Annotated in this window: 17 protein-coding genes, 1 tRNA gene and 1 other RNA gene; 17 read left to right on the forward strand and 2 right to left on the reverse strand. The window is 47.1% G+C overall.

Annotated elements, in window-relative coordinates:
- Nucleotides 1–31 precede the first annotated feature (31 nt).
- From rnr to B5066_RS08565, 17 genes are all read left to right on the forward strand, one after another.
- Nucleotides 32–2,362, forward strand: a complete 2,331-nt coding sequence (gene rnr / locus B5066_RS08485; protein ID WP_079475507.1) for a ribonuclease R — start codon at nucleotides 32–34, stop codon at nucleotides 2,360–2,362.
- Between the two features lie 79 nt (nucleotides 2,363–2,441).
- A complete protein-coding gene (gene smpB, locus B5066_RS08490) occupies nucleotides 2,442–2,921 on the forward strand; it encodes an SsrA-binding protein SmpB (RefSeq protein WP_079475508.1) in 480 nt (159 codons plus the stop codon).
- Between the two features lie 75 nt (nucleotides 2,922–2,996).
- Nucleotides 2,997–3,359: a transfer-messenger RNA gene (gene ssrA / locus B5066_RS08495) on the forward strand.
- A 233-nt stretch (nucleotides 3,360–3,592) separates the two neighbouring features.
- The gene (gene zupT / locus B5066_RS08500) at nucleotides 3,593–4,402 is read left to right on the forward strand and encodes a zinc transporter ZupT (protein WP_079475509.1); all 810 of its coding nucleotides are present in this window, start codon (nucleotides 3,593–3,595) and stop codon (nucleotides 4,400–4,402) included.
- A gap of 98 nt (nucleotides 4,403–4,500) precedes the next feature.
- Nucleotides 4,501–4,576 (forward strand) — tRNA-Thr (locus tag B5066_RS08505).
- 169 nt (nucleotides 4,577–4,745) lie between these two features.
- Nucleotides 4,746–4,955 (forward strand): hypothetical protein, encoded by a 210-nt coding sequence (locus B5066_RS08510; RefSeq protein WP_079475510.1) that lies wholly within the window; start codon nucleotides 4,746–4,748, stop codon nucleotides 4,953–4,955.
- Nucleotides 4,952–5,143: a hypothetical protein gene (locus B5066_RS08515; RefSeq protein WP_079475511.1), complete on the forward strand. Its 192-nt coding sequence runs from the start codon at nucleotides 4,952–4,954 to the stop codon at nucleotides 5,141–5,143. The genes B5066_RS08510 and B5066_RS08515 overlap by 4 nt, the downstream gene beginning before the upstream one ends.
- Nucleotides 5,144–5,177: 34 nt before the next feature.
- The gene (locus B5066_RS08520) at nucleotides 5,178–5,675 is read left to right on the forward strand and encodes a DUF1648 domain-containing protein (protein ID WP_079475512.1); all 498 of its coding nucleotides are present in this window, start codon (nucleotides 5,178–5,180) and stop codon (nucleotides 5,673–5,675) included.
- Between the two features lie 36 nt (nucleotides 5,676–5,711).
- Nucleotides 5,712–6,419 (forward strand): response regulator transcription factor, encoded by a 708-nt coding sequence (locus B5066_RS08525; RefSeq protein WP_079475513.1) that lies wholly within the window; start codon nucleotides 5,712–5,714, stop codon nucleotides 6,417–6,419.
- Nucleotides 6,416–7,768, forward strand: coding sequence for a sensor histidine kinase (locus B5066_RS08530; protein WP_079475514.1), 1,353 nt, complete (start codon nucleotides 6,416–6,418; stop codon nucleotides 7,766–7,768). The genes B5066_RS08525 and B5066_RS08530 overlap by 4 nt, the downstream gene beginning before the upstream one ends.
- Nucleotides 7,769–7,839: 71 nt before the next feature.
- On the forward strand, nucleotides 7,840–8,535 hold the full coding sequence (locus tag B5066_RS08535; protein ID WP_079475515.1) for a PepSY domain-containing protein: 696 nt from the start codon (nucleotides 7,840–7,842) through the stop codon (nucleotides 8,533–8,535).
- Nucleotides 8,536–8,696: 161 nt separating this feature from the next.
- Nucleotides 8,697–9,308, forward strand: a complete 612-nt coding sequence (locus B5066_RS08540) for a PepSY domain-containing protein (protein WP_158219207.1) — start codon at nucleotides 8,697–8,699, stop codon at nucleotides 9,306–9,308.
- Nucleotides 9,309–9,355: 47 nt separating this feature from the next.
- Entirely contained in the window at nucleotides 9,356–9,973 is a 618-nt protein-coding gene (locus B5066_RS08545) for a redoxin domain-containing protein (RefSeq protein ID WP_079475517.1), read from the forward strand.
- 442 nt (nucleotides 9,974–10,415) lie between these two features.
- Nucleotides 10,416–10,811 carry a class Ib ribonucleoside-diphosphate reductase assembly flavoprotein NrdI gene (gene nrdI, locus B5066_RS08550; protein WP_079475518.1) on the forward strand — a complete coding sequence of 132 codons (396 nt, stop codon included), beginning with the start codon at nucleotides 10,416–10,418 and terminating at the stop codon, nucleotides 10,809–10,811.
- 4 nt (nucleotides 10,812–10,815) lie between these two features.
- Entirely contained in the window at nucleotides 10,816–12,870 is a 2,055-nt protein-coding gene (nrdE, locus tag B5066_RS08555) for a class 1b ribonucleoside-diphosphate reductase subunit alpha (protein WP_079476992.1), read from the forward strand.
- Nucleotides 12,871–12,888: 18 nt separating this feature from the next.
- Complete coding sequence (gene nrdF, locus B5066_RS08560) at nucleotides 12,889–13,860, forward strand: class 1b ribonucleoside-diphosphate reductase subunit beta (RefSeq protein ID WP_079475519.1); 972 nt, start codon at nucleotides 12,889–12,891, stop codon at nucleotides 13,858–13,860.
- A 98-nt stretch (nucleotides 13,861–13,958) separates the two neighbouring features.
- The gene (locus B5066_RS08565) at nucleotides 13,959–14,582 is read left to right on the forward strand and encodes a hypothetical protein (protein ID WP_079475520.1); all 624 of its coding nucleotides are present in this window, start codon (nucleotides 13,959–13,961) and stop codon (nucleotides 14,580–14,582) included.
- Between the two features lie 40 nt (nucleotides 14,583–14,622).
- On the opposite strand, the gene B5066_RS08570 is transcribed toward B5066_RS08565, so the two are convergent.
- Both B5066_RS08570 and B5066_RS08575 read right to left on the reverse strand, forming a co-directional pair.
- Complete coding sequence (locus B5066_RS08570) at nucleotides 14,623–14,973, reverse strand: carboxymuconolactone decarboxylase family protein (RefSeq protein ID WP_079475521.1); 351 nt, start codon at nucleotides 14,971–14,973, stop codon at nucleotides 14,623–14,625.
- A gap of 118 nt (nucleotides 14,974–15,091) precedes the next feature.
- Nucleotides 15,092–15,418 carry a thioredoxin family protein gene (locus tag B5066_RS08575; protein WP_079475522.1) on the reverse strand — a complete coding sequence of 109 codons (327 nt, stop codon included), beginning with the start codon at nucleotides 15,416–15,418 and terminating at the stop codon, nucleotides 15,092–15,094.
- Between the last annotated feature and the right edge of the window lie 178 nt (nucleotides 15,419–15,596).

Below are 15,596 nucleotides of genomic sequence, written 5' to 3' on the forward strand. Positions count from 1 at the left end.
AAAACGTTTATCACAACAAAATTGAAAGGAGATGAAAACGTTGGACCAGGAAATAAAACAGATACTGCTGAATTACCTGAAAAACGATTCTGCGGGTCCTGCAACCATTGAGGAAATCCAGGAAACGCTTCAGGCAGATTCAGCAGAAGATATTAAACGTCTTATGAAGACGCTAAACGAAATGGAGGACAGCGGCGACGTTGTCCGGACGAGAAGCAACCGCTACGGCATACCGGAGAAAATGAATCTGATGCGCGGGCGCGTGCAGAGTCATGCCAAAGGCTTTGCCTTTATTATTCCGGAGGAGAAAGAACGTGACGACGTTTTTGTGCCGGCCGGCGAAATTAACGGAGCCATGAATAAAGACACCGTACTTGTTCGTATCTCGGACTCGAGCCAGGGGAGTAAAACCGAAGGCACGATTATCCGTATCATTGAACGCGGAATTGAAAAAGTGGTCGGCACGTACCAGCGCTACGGTAACTACGGATTCGTGGCGGCGGATGATAAGCATATCCGCGATGACATTTATATTCCACAGGACGCGGAAAACGGAGCAGTGGACGGCCATAAGGTTGTCGTAGAGCTGACTAAATATCCGGATGCGGCTTCAAGAGCTGAAGGGAAAGTCGTCAATATCATCGGGCATAAAAATGACCCGGGCGTGGATATTCTGTCGATCATCCATAAGCACGGCCTTCCGGGAGATTTCCCGGAGGAAGCTGTGGAACAGGCACAAAAGACCCCCGATGTAATCGATGAAAGCGAGATTAAACAGCGCCGGGATCTTCGCGATGAAACTATTGTTACGATCGACGGAGCGGACGCAAAGGATCTTGATGACGCCGTGACGGTGACGAAGTACAATAATGGCAACTACAAGCTCGGTGTTCACATTGCGGACGTCAGCTATTACGTGGATGAAGGAACACCTATTGATGTAGAAGCCGGTGAACGGGCTACGAGTGTATACTTGGTGGACCGGGTGATCCCGATGATTCCGCACCGTTTGTCAAATGGCATCTGCAGCCTGAACCCGCAGGTAGACCGGCTGACGCTCTCGTGCGAAATGGAAGTGTCACCGCAGGGTGAAGTCGTCAATCATGAAATTTTTGAAAGTGTGATCCGGACTGCTGCCCGTATGACGTATAACGATGTCCGCCTGATTCTTGAAGAGAACAACCAGGCGAAACGGGAGGAGTACAGCGAACTCGTGCCAATGTTTGAACGCATGGAAGAGCTCGCAGCAATTCTTCGTGAAAAGCGGTTTGGAAGAGGCGCCATCGATTTTGATTTCAAAGAAGCGCAGGTGCTCGTAGATGAAACGACGGCCCCAACAGACGTAGTGCTGCGCGAGCGCTCGGTTGCTGAAAAGCTGATTGAAGAATTTATGCTGGCTGCCAATGAAACGGTAGCCGAACACTTCCATTGGATGAAGGTGCCGTTTGTCTACCGGATTCACGAAGATCCGGCTGAAGACAAGCTGCAGTCATTTGTGGAGTTTGTGACGAACTTTGGCTACGCAGTGAAAGGGACCGCAAATAAGGTACACCCTCGTGCGCTCCAGGAGGTTCTCGATTCCGTGAAGGGGGAACCGGAGCAGGCAGTGATCAGTACGGTCATGCTGCGCTCAATGCAGCAGGCTAAGTATGATCCGGAAAATGCCGGCCACTTTGGCCTGGCGGCGGACTTCTATACCCATTTCACATCACCAATCCGCCGGTACCCGGACTTGATTGTGCACCGGCTGATCCGTACGTATTTAGTAAACAAACGAATGGACGACAAAACCCAGCAGAAATGGAAAAATGAGCTGCCGGAAATTACCCGTCATTCCTCCGAGATGGAGCGCCGGGCTATCGATGCCGAGCGTGAAGTTGACAGCATGAAAAAAGCCCAGTATATGAAAGACAAAATCGGGGAAGAATTCACCGGTTTTGTAAGCGGAGCCGCCAACTTCGGCCTGTTTGTGGAACTCGAAAACACCATTGAAGGCATGGTGCACATCAGCTATTTAACTGATGATTATTACCACTATGATCCGAAGCAGTATGCCCTGATTGGTGAGCGTACAGCGAATATGTACCGTATCGGCGATCAGGTGGAGGTACGCGTTCTGAACGTAAACCTTGAAGAAGCTGCGATCGACTTTGAGGTTGTCGGCATGAAGCGTCCGGCAAAAGCCCGCCGCAAAGAGTCCACGAAAGTGATTCAGGGAGATAAGGGCAAACGCCCGGGCCGAAAAGAAGGCCAGGGTGAAAAGAAAGACGGCAATAAAAAAGACGGTGGCCGTAAAAAAGGAAAATCCGGCAATAAAAAGCCGTTTTATTCGAAAGTCTCAAAAAACAACAAAAAGAAATAATCCGGTTGTGGCAGCCCGGGAGGATAGGCCATAGCCGGGCTGCCGTGGTAAACTAAAGAATGAAGGCAGGTGAACGGGGATGGCCGTAAAAACGGAAAACCGGGTGCTGGCGCAAAATCGGAAAGCCCGTCATGATTATACTATCGAAGATACCTTTGAAGCAGGTATTGAGCTGCGGGGCACAGAGATAAAGTCAATCCGTGCCGGGAGGATGAATCTAAAGGACAGCTTCGGAAAAATCGATAATAATGAGCTGTTTTTGCATAACGCCCATATCAGCCCGTATGAGCAGGGAAACCAGTTTAACCATGACCCCCTTCGTACGAGAAAGCTCTTGCTGCATCGCCGGGAAATTAATAAACTCATCGGCAAAAGCATGCAGTCCGGCTATTCCATTATCCCATTAAAGGTTTATATCAAAAACGGCAAAGCTAAGGTGCTAATCGGCCTTGCCAAGGGTAAGAAAAAATACGACAAACGCCAGGCTCTTAAAGAACAGGACGCCAAACGCGAAATGGATAAAGCCATCAACCGGAGCATGAAGGGTATGAGCGACTAGATTGACACGCCCGGGGCCTATCGTTATAATATAGTATGTCGCTCATAAACTATGAGCGCATGCTTAACTTCACATGGGGACGTTACGGCTTCGACAGGGATAGGTTGAGCTTTAGCTGCGAGCCGAGAGGCAGCTCGTAAAAATGCCACGCCAATAATAACTGGCAAAAACAACGAAAACCTCGCAGTAGCAGCGTAACAACTGCTTCATGCGGATCCCGCATTCCATCGCCCGCGTGGAATGATTTGGGGTCTCACTCTTAGTGGGCTACGCAGTTCGCCCTCCGTCTGAGGGCGGCTGAAGAGACTAATCAGACTAGCCGTACGAAAGCCTGTTGCTAGGCTGACGTACTGGCGAATGATAATATAGCGACTACGCTCGTAGATGCTAAAGTGGCAATATCTCTGGACGTGGGTTCGAATCCCACCGTCTCCACCATACATACAGGAGACATAAAGTGCTTACGGCTTACCAGCCGTAGGCACTTTTTTTGTGTTTTTTATTAGCAGCTCCGCACAGGCCGTTCTGTCTTTTTACCTTTTTTCTTAGAAAAAAAGAAGATTTTTATGGAGGCATAAAGTTTGCATTGACACAACAATTGAATAATGGTTAAAATGTTGCATAAGGGAAAATTTCGTGAAATCAATCCAGTACATGAAGGAGGAGCACGCATGGAGCCCAACGTCATCTATGCCTTTTTATTAACACTTGGAGCTGGTCTTGCTACAGGAATTGGAAGCATACTGGCTTTTTTCACCTCCACGACAAACACCCGGTTTTTAGCTTTTTCACTCGGATTCTCTGGAGGCGTGATGATTTATGTTTCCATGGTTGAAATATTTTTTAAGGCGCAGGAATCGCTCGTCGGAGCACTTGGAGAAGTTGGTGGCCAGTGGGCGACCGTAGGAGGATTTTTTGGAGGAATGATTTTCATTGCTGCCATTGACCGGCTCGTTCCACAAAAAGGCAATCCGCATGAAGTGAAGCGCGTGGAAGACATGCATACATCTAAAGAAGAGCTTGAACGCCAGGGTCTCATGAAAATGGGGACATTTACAGCGCTTGCTATTGCGATTCATAACTTTCCAGAAGGCATTGCGACATTCACCTCTGCTTTGAACGATCCTGGTCTGGGGTTTGCAATCGCGCTTGCCATTGCCATTCACAACATCCCTGAAGGGGTGGCAGTTTCGGTGCCGGTTTATTTTGCGACTGGGAGCAAACGGAAAGCGTTCCGGCTGTCTTTCCTGTCGGGATTATCAGAGCCGGCGGGGGCTATTTTAGCGTTTCTTATACTGATGCCGTTTTTAACAGACACAATGTTTGGAATCATCTTTGCCGCTGTAGCTGGAATCATGGTATTTATTTCTCTGGATGAGCTGCTTCCGGCAGCAAAAAAATATGACGAAACCCACGTGTCGATTTACGGTGTAGTAAGCGGGATGGCTGTGATGGCGCTCAGCCTGCTGCTGTTTATTTAAACAGCCTTGAAGGCAGCGCTGGCTCGCTGGCTGCCTTCGGCTTTTTTGATTGACATGCATTTTTTCTTTTTGTATATTATTATTTGTCGCAAATATGTGCTAGTGTAGCTCAGTTGGTAGAGCAGTTGCCTCGTAAGCATCAGGTCGCAGGTTCAAGTCCTGTCACTAGCACCATTTATGTTATGACAGCGCCCATGCCAATGGGTGCTTTTTTTGTTTTAAACCGGCCTGAAAAGAGAAAAGACCAATGAGAAATATTTTAGCGGCTTTTCAAGGAAAAGATGGGCAATAAGGAAAGAAAATGATACGTTGATAGAAGATAAAGTCGAAAGGGAGGGGTAGCTTGAGATCCCCGGTACTATTTACGTTTAATGTAATATTTCTAGTTTTGGCTGCGGGAGCAGCGGGTTTTTTTCTTTGGCTTGGCGCCACGTTCTATGTCATTGTTGCAGCAATTGGTATGCTGAGCGCGCTGCTTGGCGTCTACCAGACAGGCAGAAAAAAGCCAGGCAGTAAAAAGAAATCAAAAGAAAGATCAGGGGGAGAGTCATGAATACAAATGCGACCATAAAATTTTTTTACTGGTTTGAAGGATTTATTGTAGTGCTAAGCCTTATTCTCGGCATTTTTTTCATTATTTCCGGAGAATGGCTATGGAGTATTGTAATGGTCATTATTGCGATGTCCTGTATCGTTACGATTATAATGATATCAAAAGCGTTGAAAAAGCAGCAGTGGTGAAGCTGGAATAAAGAATAGTAGGAGGCAGACCGTTATGCCGACGTTTGCAAGAACAGCATTAATTGTAGGGGGCGTGGCTTCCATAGGAATGCTTGCGATTGTGCTTTTCTATTGGCCTCGTCTTCCGTACATTGTGCCCCAGTTTTTCGACGCCACCGGAGATCCAAACGAATATGCTGCGAAATATTATTTGTTTGTTCCTCCTTTGGCGTTAATCGCTATTTGGACCGGGGCGTATTTTTCTCTTCGCTACCCGGGCTGGTTCCGCCTTCCGGTGCGAATGAACGAGCATCAAATAGAGGTATTTAAGCGTGAGGGACAAATTCTAGTTTCTATTCTGCTCGTGGAGCTTGCCCTCGGGTTCGTTTACGTTCAGTGGCAGACCGTCCGGACAGCCCTGGATGAAAGTGGGGGGCTCGGGTGGTTTTTCCCTTCATTTTTTCTTATTTGTTTAATTGGCACTGCTGTTTATTTCACATGGAGAACAATCACTTTGTGGAGCAAAGCTTCAAACCACCGTTCTTCATCATAATAGACTGCCATCCGGCAGCGTATTGAGGGATGCCTAATGGAACAAGCACGTATACTGATTGTGGAAGACGAAGAAAAAATTGCGCGGGTGCTCGAGCTTGAGCTTACCTATGAAAATTATTATGTTCAAAAAGCGACTGATGGTCTTAAAGGCTTCGCTATGTATCAGGAAAAAACGTGGGATTTAATTATTCTCGATATTATGCTTCCGGGCATTAGCGGCATTGAGCTGCTGCGGCGAATCCGGAGCCAGGACAAAAAAACAGCTGTCCTGCTTGTCACCGCTAAAGATTCGGTAGAGGACAAAGTTTCCGGCCTCGACCTCGGGGCCAACGATTACATTACCAAGCCTTTCCAAATAGAAGAGCTGCTCGCCCGTGTTCGTTCGTCTCTCCGGTTTCAAACAAAGACTGCCTTGAAAGCAGAAGCAGAGGAAGAAGAGCATTGGCTCTCAGCGGGCGAGTTGCGGCTTAATGAGTCGGCCCGGGAAGTATATGCCGGCACGGAGCCAGTGGAGCTGACCCGAAGAGAGTTTGATCTGCTTTACTATCTGTTAAGAAATAAAAAACAGGTGCTCTCCCGGGACCAGATTTTAGAACAGGTATGGGGTTTTGATTATATCGGGGAAACAAACGTCGTGGATGTTTACATTCGCTACCTGCGAAATAAAATTGATAAACCGTTCGGGACCACACATATCCAGACTGTCCGCGGCGTTGGCTACGTTGTCAAGGATTCGCCATGAAGCTTGGAAACAAGATTCATTTATATACATCGGTGCTTGTATTTGTCATTGTCGTACTTTTGGTGTTTGCTATCTACTTTTCCTTCTCCCGCATGATGATCGGAAGCGAAGTGGAGCAGACGGTAGAAGAAGCGAGACAGACGGCGTCTACGTTTAATGAATCCGCAGACAACTTTTCGGCTGAACAGCTGCTGAGGGCCTATGCCCCCACTGAAGGCATGGCCAGAATTGTGCTGCAGGACGGATCCAGGGCTGCGACAGTTACCTCTCCGGCAGAAGGAAGCTTAACGGATGAGTCCGTGCAGTATTATTCGGAAGAATACGTCCAGGTGGCCGAATACCACGGTGAACGGTACGCTTTTGTTTCCGTGCCGGTGATATGGACAAACGGGCAGGTGGCAAATATCCAGATCACCGACAGCCTTCGTCCGACAGAAGAAACGCTGGCGGTGCTCCGCGTAATCCTGATTATTGCCACTATCGCAGCTGTTATCCCGGTATTTCTCTCGGCCCGCCTGTTAAGAAGAGTGATTCTCCGCCCGATTACAGCACTGTCGGCCACAATGCAGGATATTCAAACGAGCGGCAGGTTCAAACGGATTCCCTCATCGTCGAAGTCAAAGGATGAAATTGAACAGCTCGGAGATACATTTAACGAAATGATTGAGCGGCTCGAAGATAACTATCATAAACAGGAGCAGTTTGTATCAAATGCCTCGCATGAGTTAAAAACGCCGCTGACAGTGATTGAATCATATGCCAGCCTTCTTCAGCGAAGAGGGGCTTCCCGGCCGGAAATTATCGAAGAATCAGTGGAGGCTATTCACTCTGAGGCAATTCGGATGAGGGAGCTGACCCAGCAGCTTCTGCTGCTTGCCCGCCATAGTGAAAAAGCAAACCTGCACATGGCAGAAGTGGATTTACAGACGGTAACAGCAGACGCTGTCCAGAATTATCGCAGCAGCTATCATCGGGATATTAATTTTTCCGGAAACACGGCGGTGACACAGACTGATTCTGATAAGGTGAAGCAGCTGTTGTATATTCTGCTTGATAACGCGAGAAAGTACAGCAGTGACACTATTGATGTGAGAGTTGACAAGATGGAAAAAACGCCGTTCATTGCTGTGAGTGACCGCGGCATCGGTATCCCGGAAAAAGACCTTGAGCGTGTTTTCGAACGTTTTTACCGGGTCGATGAGTCGAGAACACGGGCCAGCGGAGGCTATGGGCTTGGTTTATCGCTTGCTAAAGATATTACCGAGGCTCTTGGGGTGAATATTGCGATTGAAAGTACTTATGGCCAGGGCACGGAGGTCCGGCTGGTTTTTCCGGAGAACGGCGAATAAGCTCCCTGTTCTCATCATTTTCTCAGAATGAGCGATTACAATAGGTGTAATAGAGGGAAGGGGGAGCAGCTTTGAAAAAAGTCATTGTTTTTCTCGTGCTGCTGGCCGGCCTCGTAGTAGCCGCTTTGGGAGTCTGGTGGCTTTCGTCTTACTTTACCCAGGAGATGTCTCCGGAGGAAATTGAACAGGCTGTGCAGGAGCAGTACCAGGGGGAAATTACGAATATCGAAAAACAAGACGGTATTTATGAGGTGACGGCAGAGCTTGACCGGGGAACGTACCAGATGCAGGTGGAAGCTGCAGATGGATCAGTCATAAGCGTTACACAAATTGCTGGCAACAGCACGAATGATACAGAAATGCTAACAGAAGAAGAAGCACGTGCCCGGGCTGAAGAGGAAACTGATTTTTCTATTGAAAAGATCAGCAGGGAAACCCAGGAAGGCACGGCTGTCTATGTAGTGGAATTTGCAGAAGAAGAAGCATTGGAAGAAATGATTATCGATGCCCGGTCCGGTGCTGTGCTGGAAGAAGAGCAAGATGATACTGAAAGCAGCGAAGACGGCCGGCAGACAGTGTTAAATGCGGAAGAAGCTGCATCTGTAGCCCGGGAAGAAGTGGACGGGGAAGTGGACGATGTCGATTTTGAAACGTCCGATGCCGGGGAGCCGTTTTACTACGTGGAGCTCGAGCAGGACGATGAAGAAGCCACGGTGCAGGTACACGGTATCACCGGAGAAATATTATCAATCACCTGGGATGATTAAGTGATTAGGCTGCCTGGATTATCCCAGGTGGCTTTTTTTATTTATATGCTTTTCATGAGCCATTTATGTATTTCTCATCAATTTCTCATTTCCCTATAGGGATATTCTCATGTCAGGAATTTATAGTAAAGGTGTACCAACAAATAAAGGGGGAGATGACCATGAAGGGAAAAATGATTGCAGGCAGTTTGGCGGGGGTCACAGCACTTGGGGCTTTAATTGGCGCAGGAGTTTATACGGCTGGAGGTGTGGGGGCGGAAACATCTTCAGTGCCAGCTTCTGAGGAAACAGCCGCAGAAAGTAAAGAAAGCACCAGCAGCGGAAACGGCAAGGAAAAAATCTCCGCTGATGAAGCTGTAATGATTGCTGAAAAAGAAACAAATGGCAAAGCGGTGGAACTGCAGCTGGATATGGAAGACCAGAAGTATGAGGTAGAGGTTGAAGGGGAAGACGAATATGACATTGAAGTAGGTGCATTCTCCGGTGAGGTGATTCAAAAAGAAACTGACGATGATAAAGACAATGAAGAGCCGCTGGTGCAGGACGGGGACAGCGTTAGTTTAGAGGATATTGTGGCTTCGGGGATGGGTGAATTGTCTGGTGAGCTGGACGAGTGGGAACTTGACCGCGAAGAGAGTGGCTATGATCTGTCGGTAGAAACGAATGAACAGGAAGGCAACTTTTTCATAAATAATGCAGACGGTACGATCGCTTCGAGGGATATTGAAGACGACCATGACGACGACAACGATGACGACAGGGACGATGATTAAAAGCTAAGAAAAGCAGACGATTGGGATCCGAAAGGAGTCTTGCAGGCATGGCACTATTAAGGGAAAAGGTGCTGAGTTCGCAGCTGCACCGGGCAAAAAACATCTTATGGAATGAATGGCATGAGGATAAACGGCCGGCGCTCTGCCCGGGGCTTAGAATCGGAGATAGAGCACCAGCATTCTCTCTTCCTGGTACTGAGGGAGATAATATTACTTTAAATCAGCTTCTTCTTCAGGGGCCGGTAGTACTTCTCTTCTGTTTTGGCGGATGGATGCATGCAGAAAAAGACAGACTATGGAGCTACGAAGAAGCCTCCCCTTTGCTGAGGCAGATGGGTGCCCAAGTAGTAGTAGCTGCCGCTGAACAGATATCTGTTCTCCAAAAAGAGGCGAAGCACATGCCGTTTACAGGGAAAGTGCTTGCAGATACAAATGCAGTGGCAGCCTCGTGGTACAACGCGTGCATCTCCTGCCGGGATTACCTGCTTCAGGACGTACCAGAGGTTAAAGCAGCTCTGCGGGATACCGGCTACTATTCTTATTGTCCTGCAGACATGACCTATGTCATTGACCAGGATGGTACGGTGGCAGCCTCTGTCTGGGAAGCGGCCCGGCCGGATCCCTACTGGATCGTTAATGAGCTTGTACAATTGAAAGAACGGTAAGACCCCGCCTGAAAAGGTGATAAAATATGGAAAGGCAGTCCGTGCAGGCGCGGGCTGCTTTTGTTTGAAATACATTCGTGCCAGCTCTTTGCCATAAGCTGAAAGTATCAAGAATTTACCGAAAATTATCCCTCCATACATAGCGCGCTGGAATAAATATATACCTGTATGTAGTAGTGCATACGGTATCAGTTTTTATAAACATCTAGATATAGAAGCAGGTCTTACTTACTGAATTTTTTTCTGTCAGAAAATGTGCACAATTATCAGGGTAGAATCGCAGAGCATAAGGAAGTATAGCAGAGATTTTAAATGTCAAGAGGATAAAACGAAAAAATATCTATATCATGTATGTTGAAAAAGGAGATTACACCATATATAGTAGTGGTATAAGAAGGATGTACACAAGTTCGTACATTTTAGAAATAAAGGAGGGGATTCGATGATACCGATCATTTTTGATTCTATGACGGGCAACGTGAAGCGTTTCGCAGAAAAAATCCCGTTTGACCGGGTATACAGTCTGAATGAAGCGGAACAAATCGATGAACCGTTTATCCTTATCACCTATACGAAAGGCTTTGGAAATATTCCGGAATCCACAGAAGCATTTCTTGAAGATCATGCAGAGCAGCTTCTTGCTGTGGCGTCGAGCGGAAACAAAGTATGGGGAGACAATTTTGCGAAAAGCGCTAACCAGATTGCAGTAAACTACAACGTTCCTATACTCCATAAATTCGAACTGAGCGGAACAAAAAACGATGTGTCCATTTTCGCAGAGGAGGCGATGAAAGTTGCAACAAACACAAACCACCGACTGGATCCAGTTAAACAATGAAATCATGTTTCAAAAGGACGGGTCCTTTCAATTTGAAAAAGACAAAGAAGCCGTTTACCAATACTTTATTCAATACGTCAACCAGCATACTGTTTTCTTTCACGATCTGAGAGAAAAGCTCGACTATCTGCTTGAAAACGATTTTTATGAAAAAGAATTCCTTGAAGCGTATTCTTTTGAAGAAATTGAGCGGGTCTACAACCTGTGCTATGAAAAGAAATTCCGTTTTCCTTCATTCATGAGTGCGTTTAAATTTTACAATGACTATGCGTTGAAAACCAATGATCAGAAAATGATCCTTGAGCGCTATGAAGACCGGGTGGCTGTTGTGGCCCTTTATTTCGGCAATGGAGACGCCGGGAAAGCCGAACAGTTTGCGGAAATGATGATGAGCCAGGATTATCAGCCGAGTACCCCGACGTTCCTGAATGCCGGCAGAAAACGGCGCGGAGAATTAGTCAGCTGCTTCCTGCTTGAAGTAAATGACTCTTTAAACGATATTTCCCGGGCTGTTGATATTTCCATGCAGCTGTCCAAAGTAGGCGGCGGTGTATCCCTGAACTTATCGAAACTTCGGGCAAAAGGCGAAGCCATTAAAGACGTAGAAAACGCGACAAAAGGCGTCGTCGGCGTAATGAAGCTGCTCGACAATGCCTTTCGTTACGCAGACCAAATGGGACAGCGCCAGGGCTCCGGGGCAGCTTATTTAAACATTTTCCATCGGGACATCCACGACTTCCTGGACTCGAAGAAAATTTCGGCTGACGAAGATGTGCGTGTTAAAACATTGTCGATCGGGGTTGTAATTCCGGACAAATTCGTTGAACTTGCCCGCCAGGGTAAGGATATGTACCTGTTCTATCCGCACACCGTTTACCGGGCGTACGGGGAGCATCTTGATGAAATGGATATGAGCGAAATGTACGACAAGCTCGTAGAAGACGACCGTGTGAAAAAAGACAAAGTCGATGCCCGCCGCATGCTTGAAAAGCTGGCGATTCTCCGGTCGGAATCCGGATATCCGTACTTGATGTTCCAGGATAACGTGAACCGTGCGCATGCTTTGAATAACGTCTCCAAAGTGAAATTTTCCAATCTCTGCTCTGAAGTGCTGCAGGCCTCTGAAGTATCAAGCTATACGGATTACGGTGAGGAAGATGAAGTCGGACTCGATATTTCCTGCAACCTCGGTTCATTGAACATCGCCAATGTTATGAAGCACAAAACGATCAAGGATACGGTGAAACTCGCTACCGATTCCCTGACCCATGTAGCAACGCACACTAACATTACGAATGCTCCGGCTGTGCGCCGAGGCAACCAGATGATGAAATCGATTGGTCTCGGAGCGATGAACCTGCACGGCTTTTTAGCGCAGAACCATATCGCGTACGAAAGCGAGGAAGCACGGGAATTCGCCGATTTCTTCTTTATGGCCATGAATTTCTATTCCATTCAGCGTTCAATGGAGCTTGCAAAGGAAACTGGAGAAACGTTTTACGGATTCGAAGGCTCGAGCTATGCGGACGGCTCCTACTTTAAGAAATACCTGAACCGTTCCTACCTGCCGTCCTCGGCTAAGATTGCCGGCCTGTTTGAAGGAATGGCTATGCCGGATGCGGAAGACTGGAAAGAGCTGATGGAGCAGGTGCAGGAGCACGGATTGTTCCACAGCTACCGCCTGGCGATCGCACCGACCGGCTCCATTTCCTATGTACAGTCGGCTACGGCTTCGGTTATGCCGATCATGGAGCGTATTGAAGAACGGACGTACGGCAACTCGAAAACGTATTATCCAATGCCGGGCCTCGCGCCGGATAACTGGTTCTTCTATAAAGCGGCCTATGATATGGACATGTTCAATGTTGTAGATATGATCGCAGCTATCCAGGAGCACATCGATCAGGGCATCAGCTTTACGCTCTTTGTGCGTGACACCATCACGACGAGAGACTTGAACCGGATTGATCTTTACGCCCACCATAAAGGCATCAAGACGATTTATTATGCACGAACAAAAGACACAGGACAGGACGACTGCCTCTCCTGCGTCGTGTAAAGAAAGGAGCACCACCCCATGAATCAAATTTTTGACGCAGCCGACTGGTCAAAACAAGACGACGACTTTACGCAGATGTTTTACAGCCAGAACGTAAAACAGTTTTGGCTTCCAGAGGAAATATCACTCAACGGGGATCTGCTCACGTGGAAATATTTAACCGATGAAGAGAAAGATACGTATATGAAGGTACTCGCCGGCTTGACCCTGCTCGACACTGAGCAGGGAAATGTCGGCATGCCAAAGGTTGCTGAGCAGGTGGAAGGCCACCAGCGCAAGGCAGTATTAAACTTTATGGCAATGATGGAAAATGCAGTGCATGCGAAATCCTATTCAAACATTTTCATGACGCTCGCTTCCACGGAAGTAATTAATGAACTTTTTGAATGGGTGAAGGAAAATCCGCACCTGCAGAAAAAAGCTTCCCGCATTGTAGAGCAGTACAATAAAATTGAAGACGGAGACGAAATTTCTCTGTACAAAGCCATGGTGGCTTCGGTTTATCTTGAAAGCTTTCTGTTTTACAGCGGCTTTTATTATCCGCTTTATTTCTATGGGCAGGGTAAGCTCATGCAGAGCGGGGAAATCATTAACCTGATTATCCGTGATGAAGCGATCCACGGCGTATATGTCGGCCTGTTGGCACAGGAAATTTACAAGCGCCAGACACCGGAAAAGCAGGAAGAACTGCGGGAATTTGCCCACGACCTGCTCATGGATCTGTATGAAAATGAACTGCTTTATACCGAGCAGCTTTACGATCCGGTTGGGCTGACCTCCGACGTGAAAAAGTTCCTTCGTTATAATGCAAATAAGGCATTAATGAACTTAGGACTGGATGCGTATTTTGAAGAAGAAGAAATTAATCCGATCGTATTAAACGGCATGGATACAAAAACAAAATCCCACGATTTCTTCTCCATGAAAGGAAACGGCTACAAAAAAGCAACAGTAGAACCGGTCCGGGATGAAGATTTCATTTTTGATTAACAATAAAAGCCGGGCATCTGCCTGGCTTTTTTTGCTGTGTATTTCAAAGAGTTCCGCTATAATGAAATACAGGAGAATATCACAATGAGGTGAACAAGATGGGTAAAATGGACGAAATGATTGTAGTGGCCCCAAGAGAGCAGGTGTTCGCACGCGAGGCGCGGACCTTTCACGGAGTGCAGGACGAGCAGGGGCAGATTCAGGAAATTCTCGGCACGATTGCGGATACATATACAGAAAAAAGACGGGGAGACGCCGAAGAAGACCCGTCCTGGAAACAGCCGATTCCCTACGTGGTGATCCGCAAGGGGGAAAAACTGTACGCGTATGAACGGCTTGCTGGCGGAGGAGAAGGAAGACTGCACAACAAATTATCTCTTGGCTTTGGGGGGCATATGAATGCTGAAGCAGGTGTTTCGACGTTTCAGGAGCTGCTGCATACAAATGCCGATCGTGAACTTGAGGAAGAACTGCATATTTCTTCTCTGGAAGAAGCAGAAATGCAGGCGCTTGGGCTGATCAATGACGATAATAACGCCGTTGGCGAAGTGCACCTCGGGATTCTATATACATTTGTGCTTCCGGAGCATGTGGATGTTCAGGTAAAAGAAACCGAACAGATCCGTGGCTTCTGGACGAATGTGGAAGAGCTTTCCCAACCGGAAATATATGAACGGCTTGAGACATGGTCCCAATTTGTCGTAGATATCCTCGATAAATAAACAAGAAGCTGTTTCCTTTACATGGAAACAGCTTCTTAATTTACTTTTCACTTAGTTGCTGCAGGGCGTCAAGGCCTATCGTTACTGCTTCACTCATGGATTCGCCGCCGCCAAAAGCTGCTGCGACACCCATATATTCTTTAATTTCTTCCTCCGAGCAACCGTGATGGAGGCATTGGTCCATATGGTAAACAATACATGTCGTATCGCCTTGATGCACGCCGATAGCGAGCGCCGTTAAATGCTTTTGAGCTGTGGAAACCTCTCCACTTTCAAAGGCACTAGAGGTGAAGCGATTATAATTTTTCGCAATCTCCTGATAGGATTCACTGAATTGTTCGATACCGCGGCGGTATTCGCTTAATATTTCTTTGGCGTCAATAACTGCCATAACTGTTCACTCCTTTTTAGGGTACTGAAAGAAGCATTCCCGGTTTTGATAAATTCAAACAAGGCAGCTGGAAACGATCTGTAATATAAAAAAATCTGCCGGGCCCGGCAGATTTACTTTAGTAGTATTTAGAGAAAAACTCGCTTACCTGGTCGGGAGTTTTAGCGTCCGCGCTGTGCAGATGGCCTATTTTCTCACCGTTTTGGAATACGAGAATACTTGGTATGCCCATAACTTCCTGTTCGCTTGTAATGTCTGGAAGCTGCTCAGTGTCGACTTTATGCAATGGGAGATTGTCAAAGTGGTTCAGTACGTCGTCCATGAACATATCAAGTCTCCGGCAGTCCGGGCACCACCCGGCTGAAAATTCTACTGCCACCGGTGCCTCTGTTTGTATAGTCTCCTTAAAAGAATCTCTGGATTCAATGCGAGTGCTTGTAGTCATTACTCATTAGCTCCTTTCATGTTGTCATCTATTGTAACAAAGGTATAAAAGTGTGCAAAAAATAAGAAGGAGAATGAATAAACTGGAAATGTCTGTTAGGATGAAAATATACATAATTAGTGCTGTGTTATTTATTTTTTCTGCGGGGAGGAGCTGGCTGACACGAGGTTTTTCAAAA

Origin of the sequence: Marinococcus halophilus (assembly GCF_900166605.1) — a bacterium.
Taxonomy (GTDB): domain Bacteria; phylum Bacillota; class Bacilli; order Bacillales; family Marinococcaceae; genus Marinococcus; species Marinococcus halophilus.

Excerpts from the sequence above, each read along its gene's own strand:
- rnr (WP_079475507.1), top strand. The coding sequence starts at position 32 with ATGAAAACGTTGGACCAGGAAATAAAACAGATACTGCTGAATTACCTG.
- smpB (WP_079475508.1), top strand. The coding sequence starts at position 2,442 with ATGGCCGTAAAAACGGAAAACCGGGTGCTGGCGCAAAATCGGAAAGCC.
- zupT (WP_079475509.1), top strand. The coding sequence starts at position 3,593 with ATGGAGCCCAACGTCATCTATGCCTTTTTATTAACACTTGGAGCTGGT.
- B5066_RS08515 (WP_079475511.1), top strand. The coding sequence starts at position 4,952 with ATGAATACAAATGCGACCATAAAATTTTTTTACTGGTTTGAAGGATTT.
- B5066_RS08520 (WP_079475512.1), top strand. The coding sequence starts at position 5,178 with ATGCCGACGTTTGCAAGAACAGCATTAATTGTAGGGGGCGTGGCTTCC.
- B5066_RS08525 (WP_079475513.1), top strand. The coding sequence starts at position 5,712 with ATGGAACAAGCACGTATACTGATTGTGGAAGACGAAGAAAAAATTGCG.
- B5066_RS08530 (WP_079475514.1), top strand. The coding sequence starts at position 6,416 with ATGAAGCTTGGAAACAAGATTCATTTATATACATCGGTGCTTGTATTT.
- B5066_RS08540 (WP_158219207.1), top strand. The coding sequence starts at position 8,697 with ATGAAGGGAAAAATGATTGCAGGCAGTTTGGCGGGGGTCACAGCACTT.
- B5066_RS08545 (WP_079475517.1), top strand. The coding sequence starts at position 9,356 with ATGGCACTATTAAGGGAAAAGGTGCTGAGTTCGCAGCTGCACCGGGCA.
- nrdI (WP_079475518.1), top strand. The coding sequence starts at position 10,416 with ATGATACCGATCATTTTTGATTCTATGACGGGCAACGTGAAGCGTTTC.
- nrdE (WP_079476992.1), top strand. The coding sequence starts at position 10,816 with ATGTTTCAAAAGGACGGGTCCTTTCAATTTGAAAAAGACAAAGAAGCC.
- nrdF (WP_079475519.1), top strand. The coding sequence starts at position 12,889 with ATGAATCAAATTTTTGACGCAGCCGACTGGTCAAAACAAGACGACGAC.
- B5066_RS08565 (WP_079475520.1), top strand. The coding sequence starts at position 13,959 with ATGGGTAAAATGGACGAAATGATTGTAGTGGCCCCAAGAGAGCAGGTG.
- B5066_RS08570 (WP_079475521.1), bottom strand. The coding sequence starts at position 14,973 with ATGGCAGTTATTGACGCCAAAGAAATATTAAGCGAATACCGCCGCGGT.
- B5066_RS08575 (WP_079475522.1), bottom strand. The coding sequence starts at position 15,418 with ATGACTACAAGCACTCGCATTGAATCCAGAGATTCTTTTAAGGAGACT.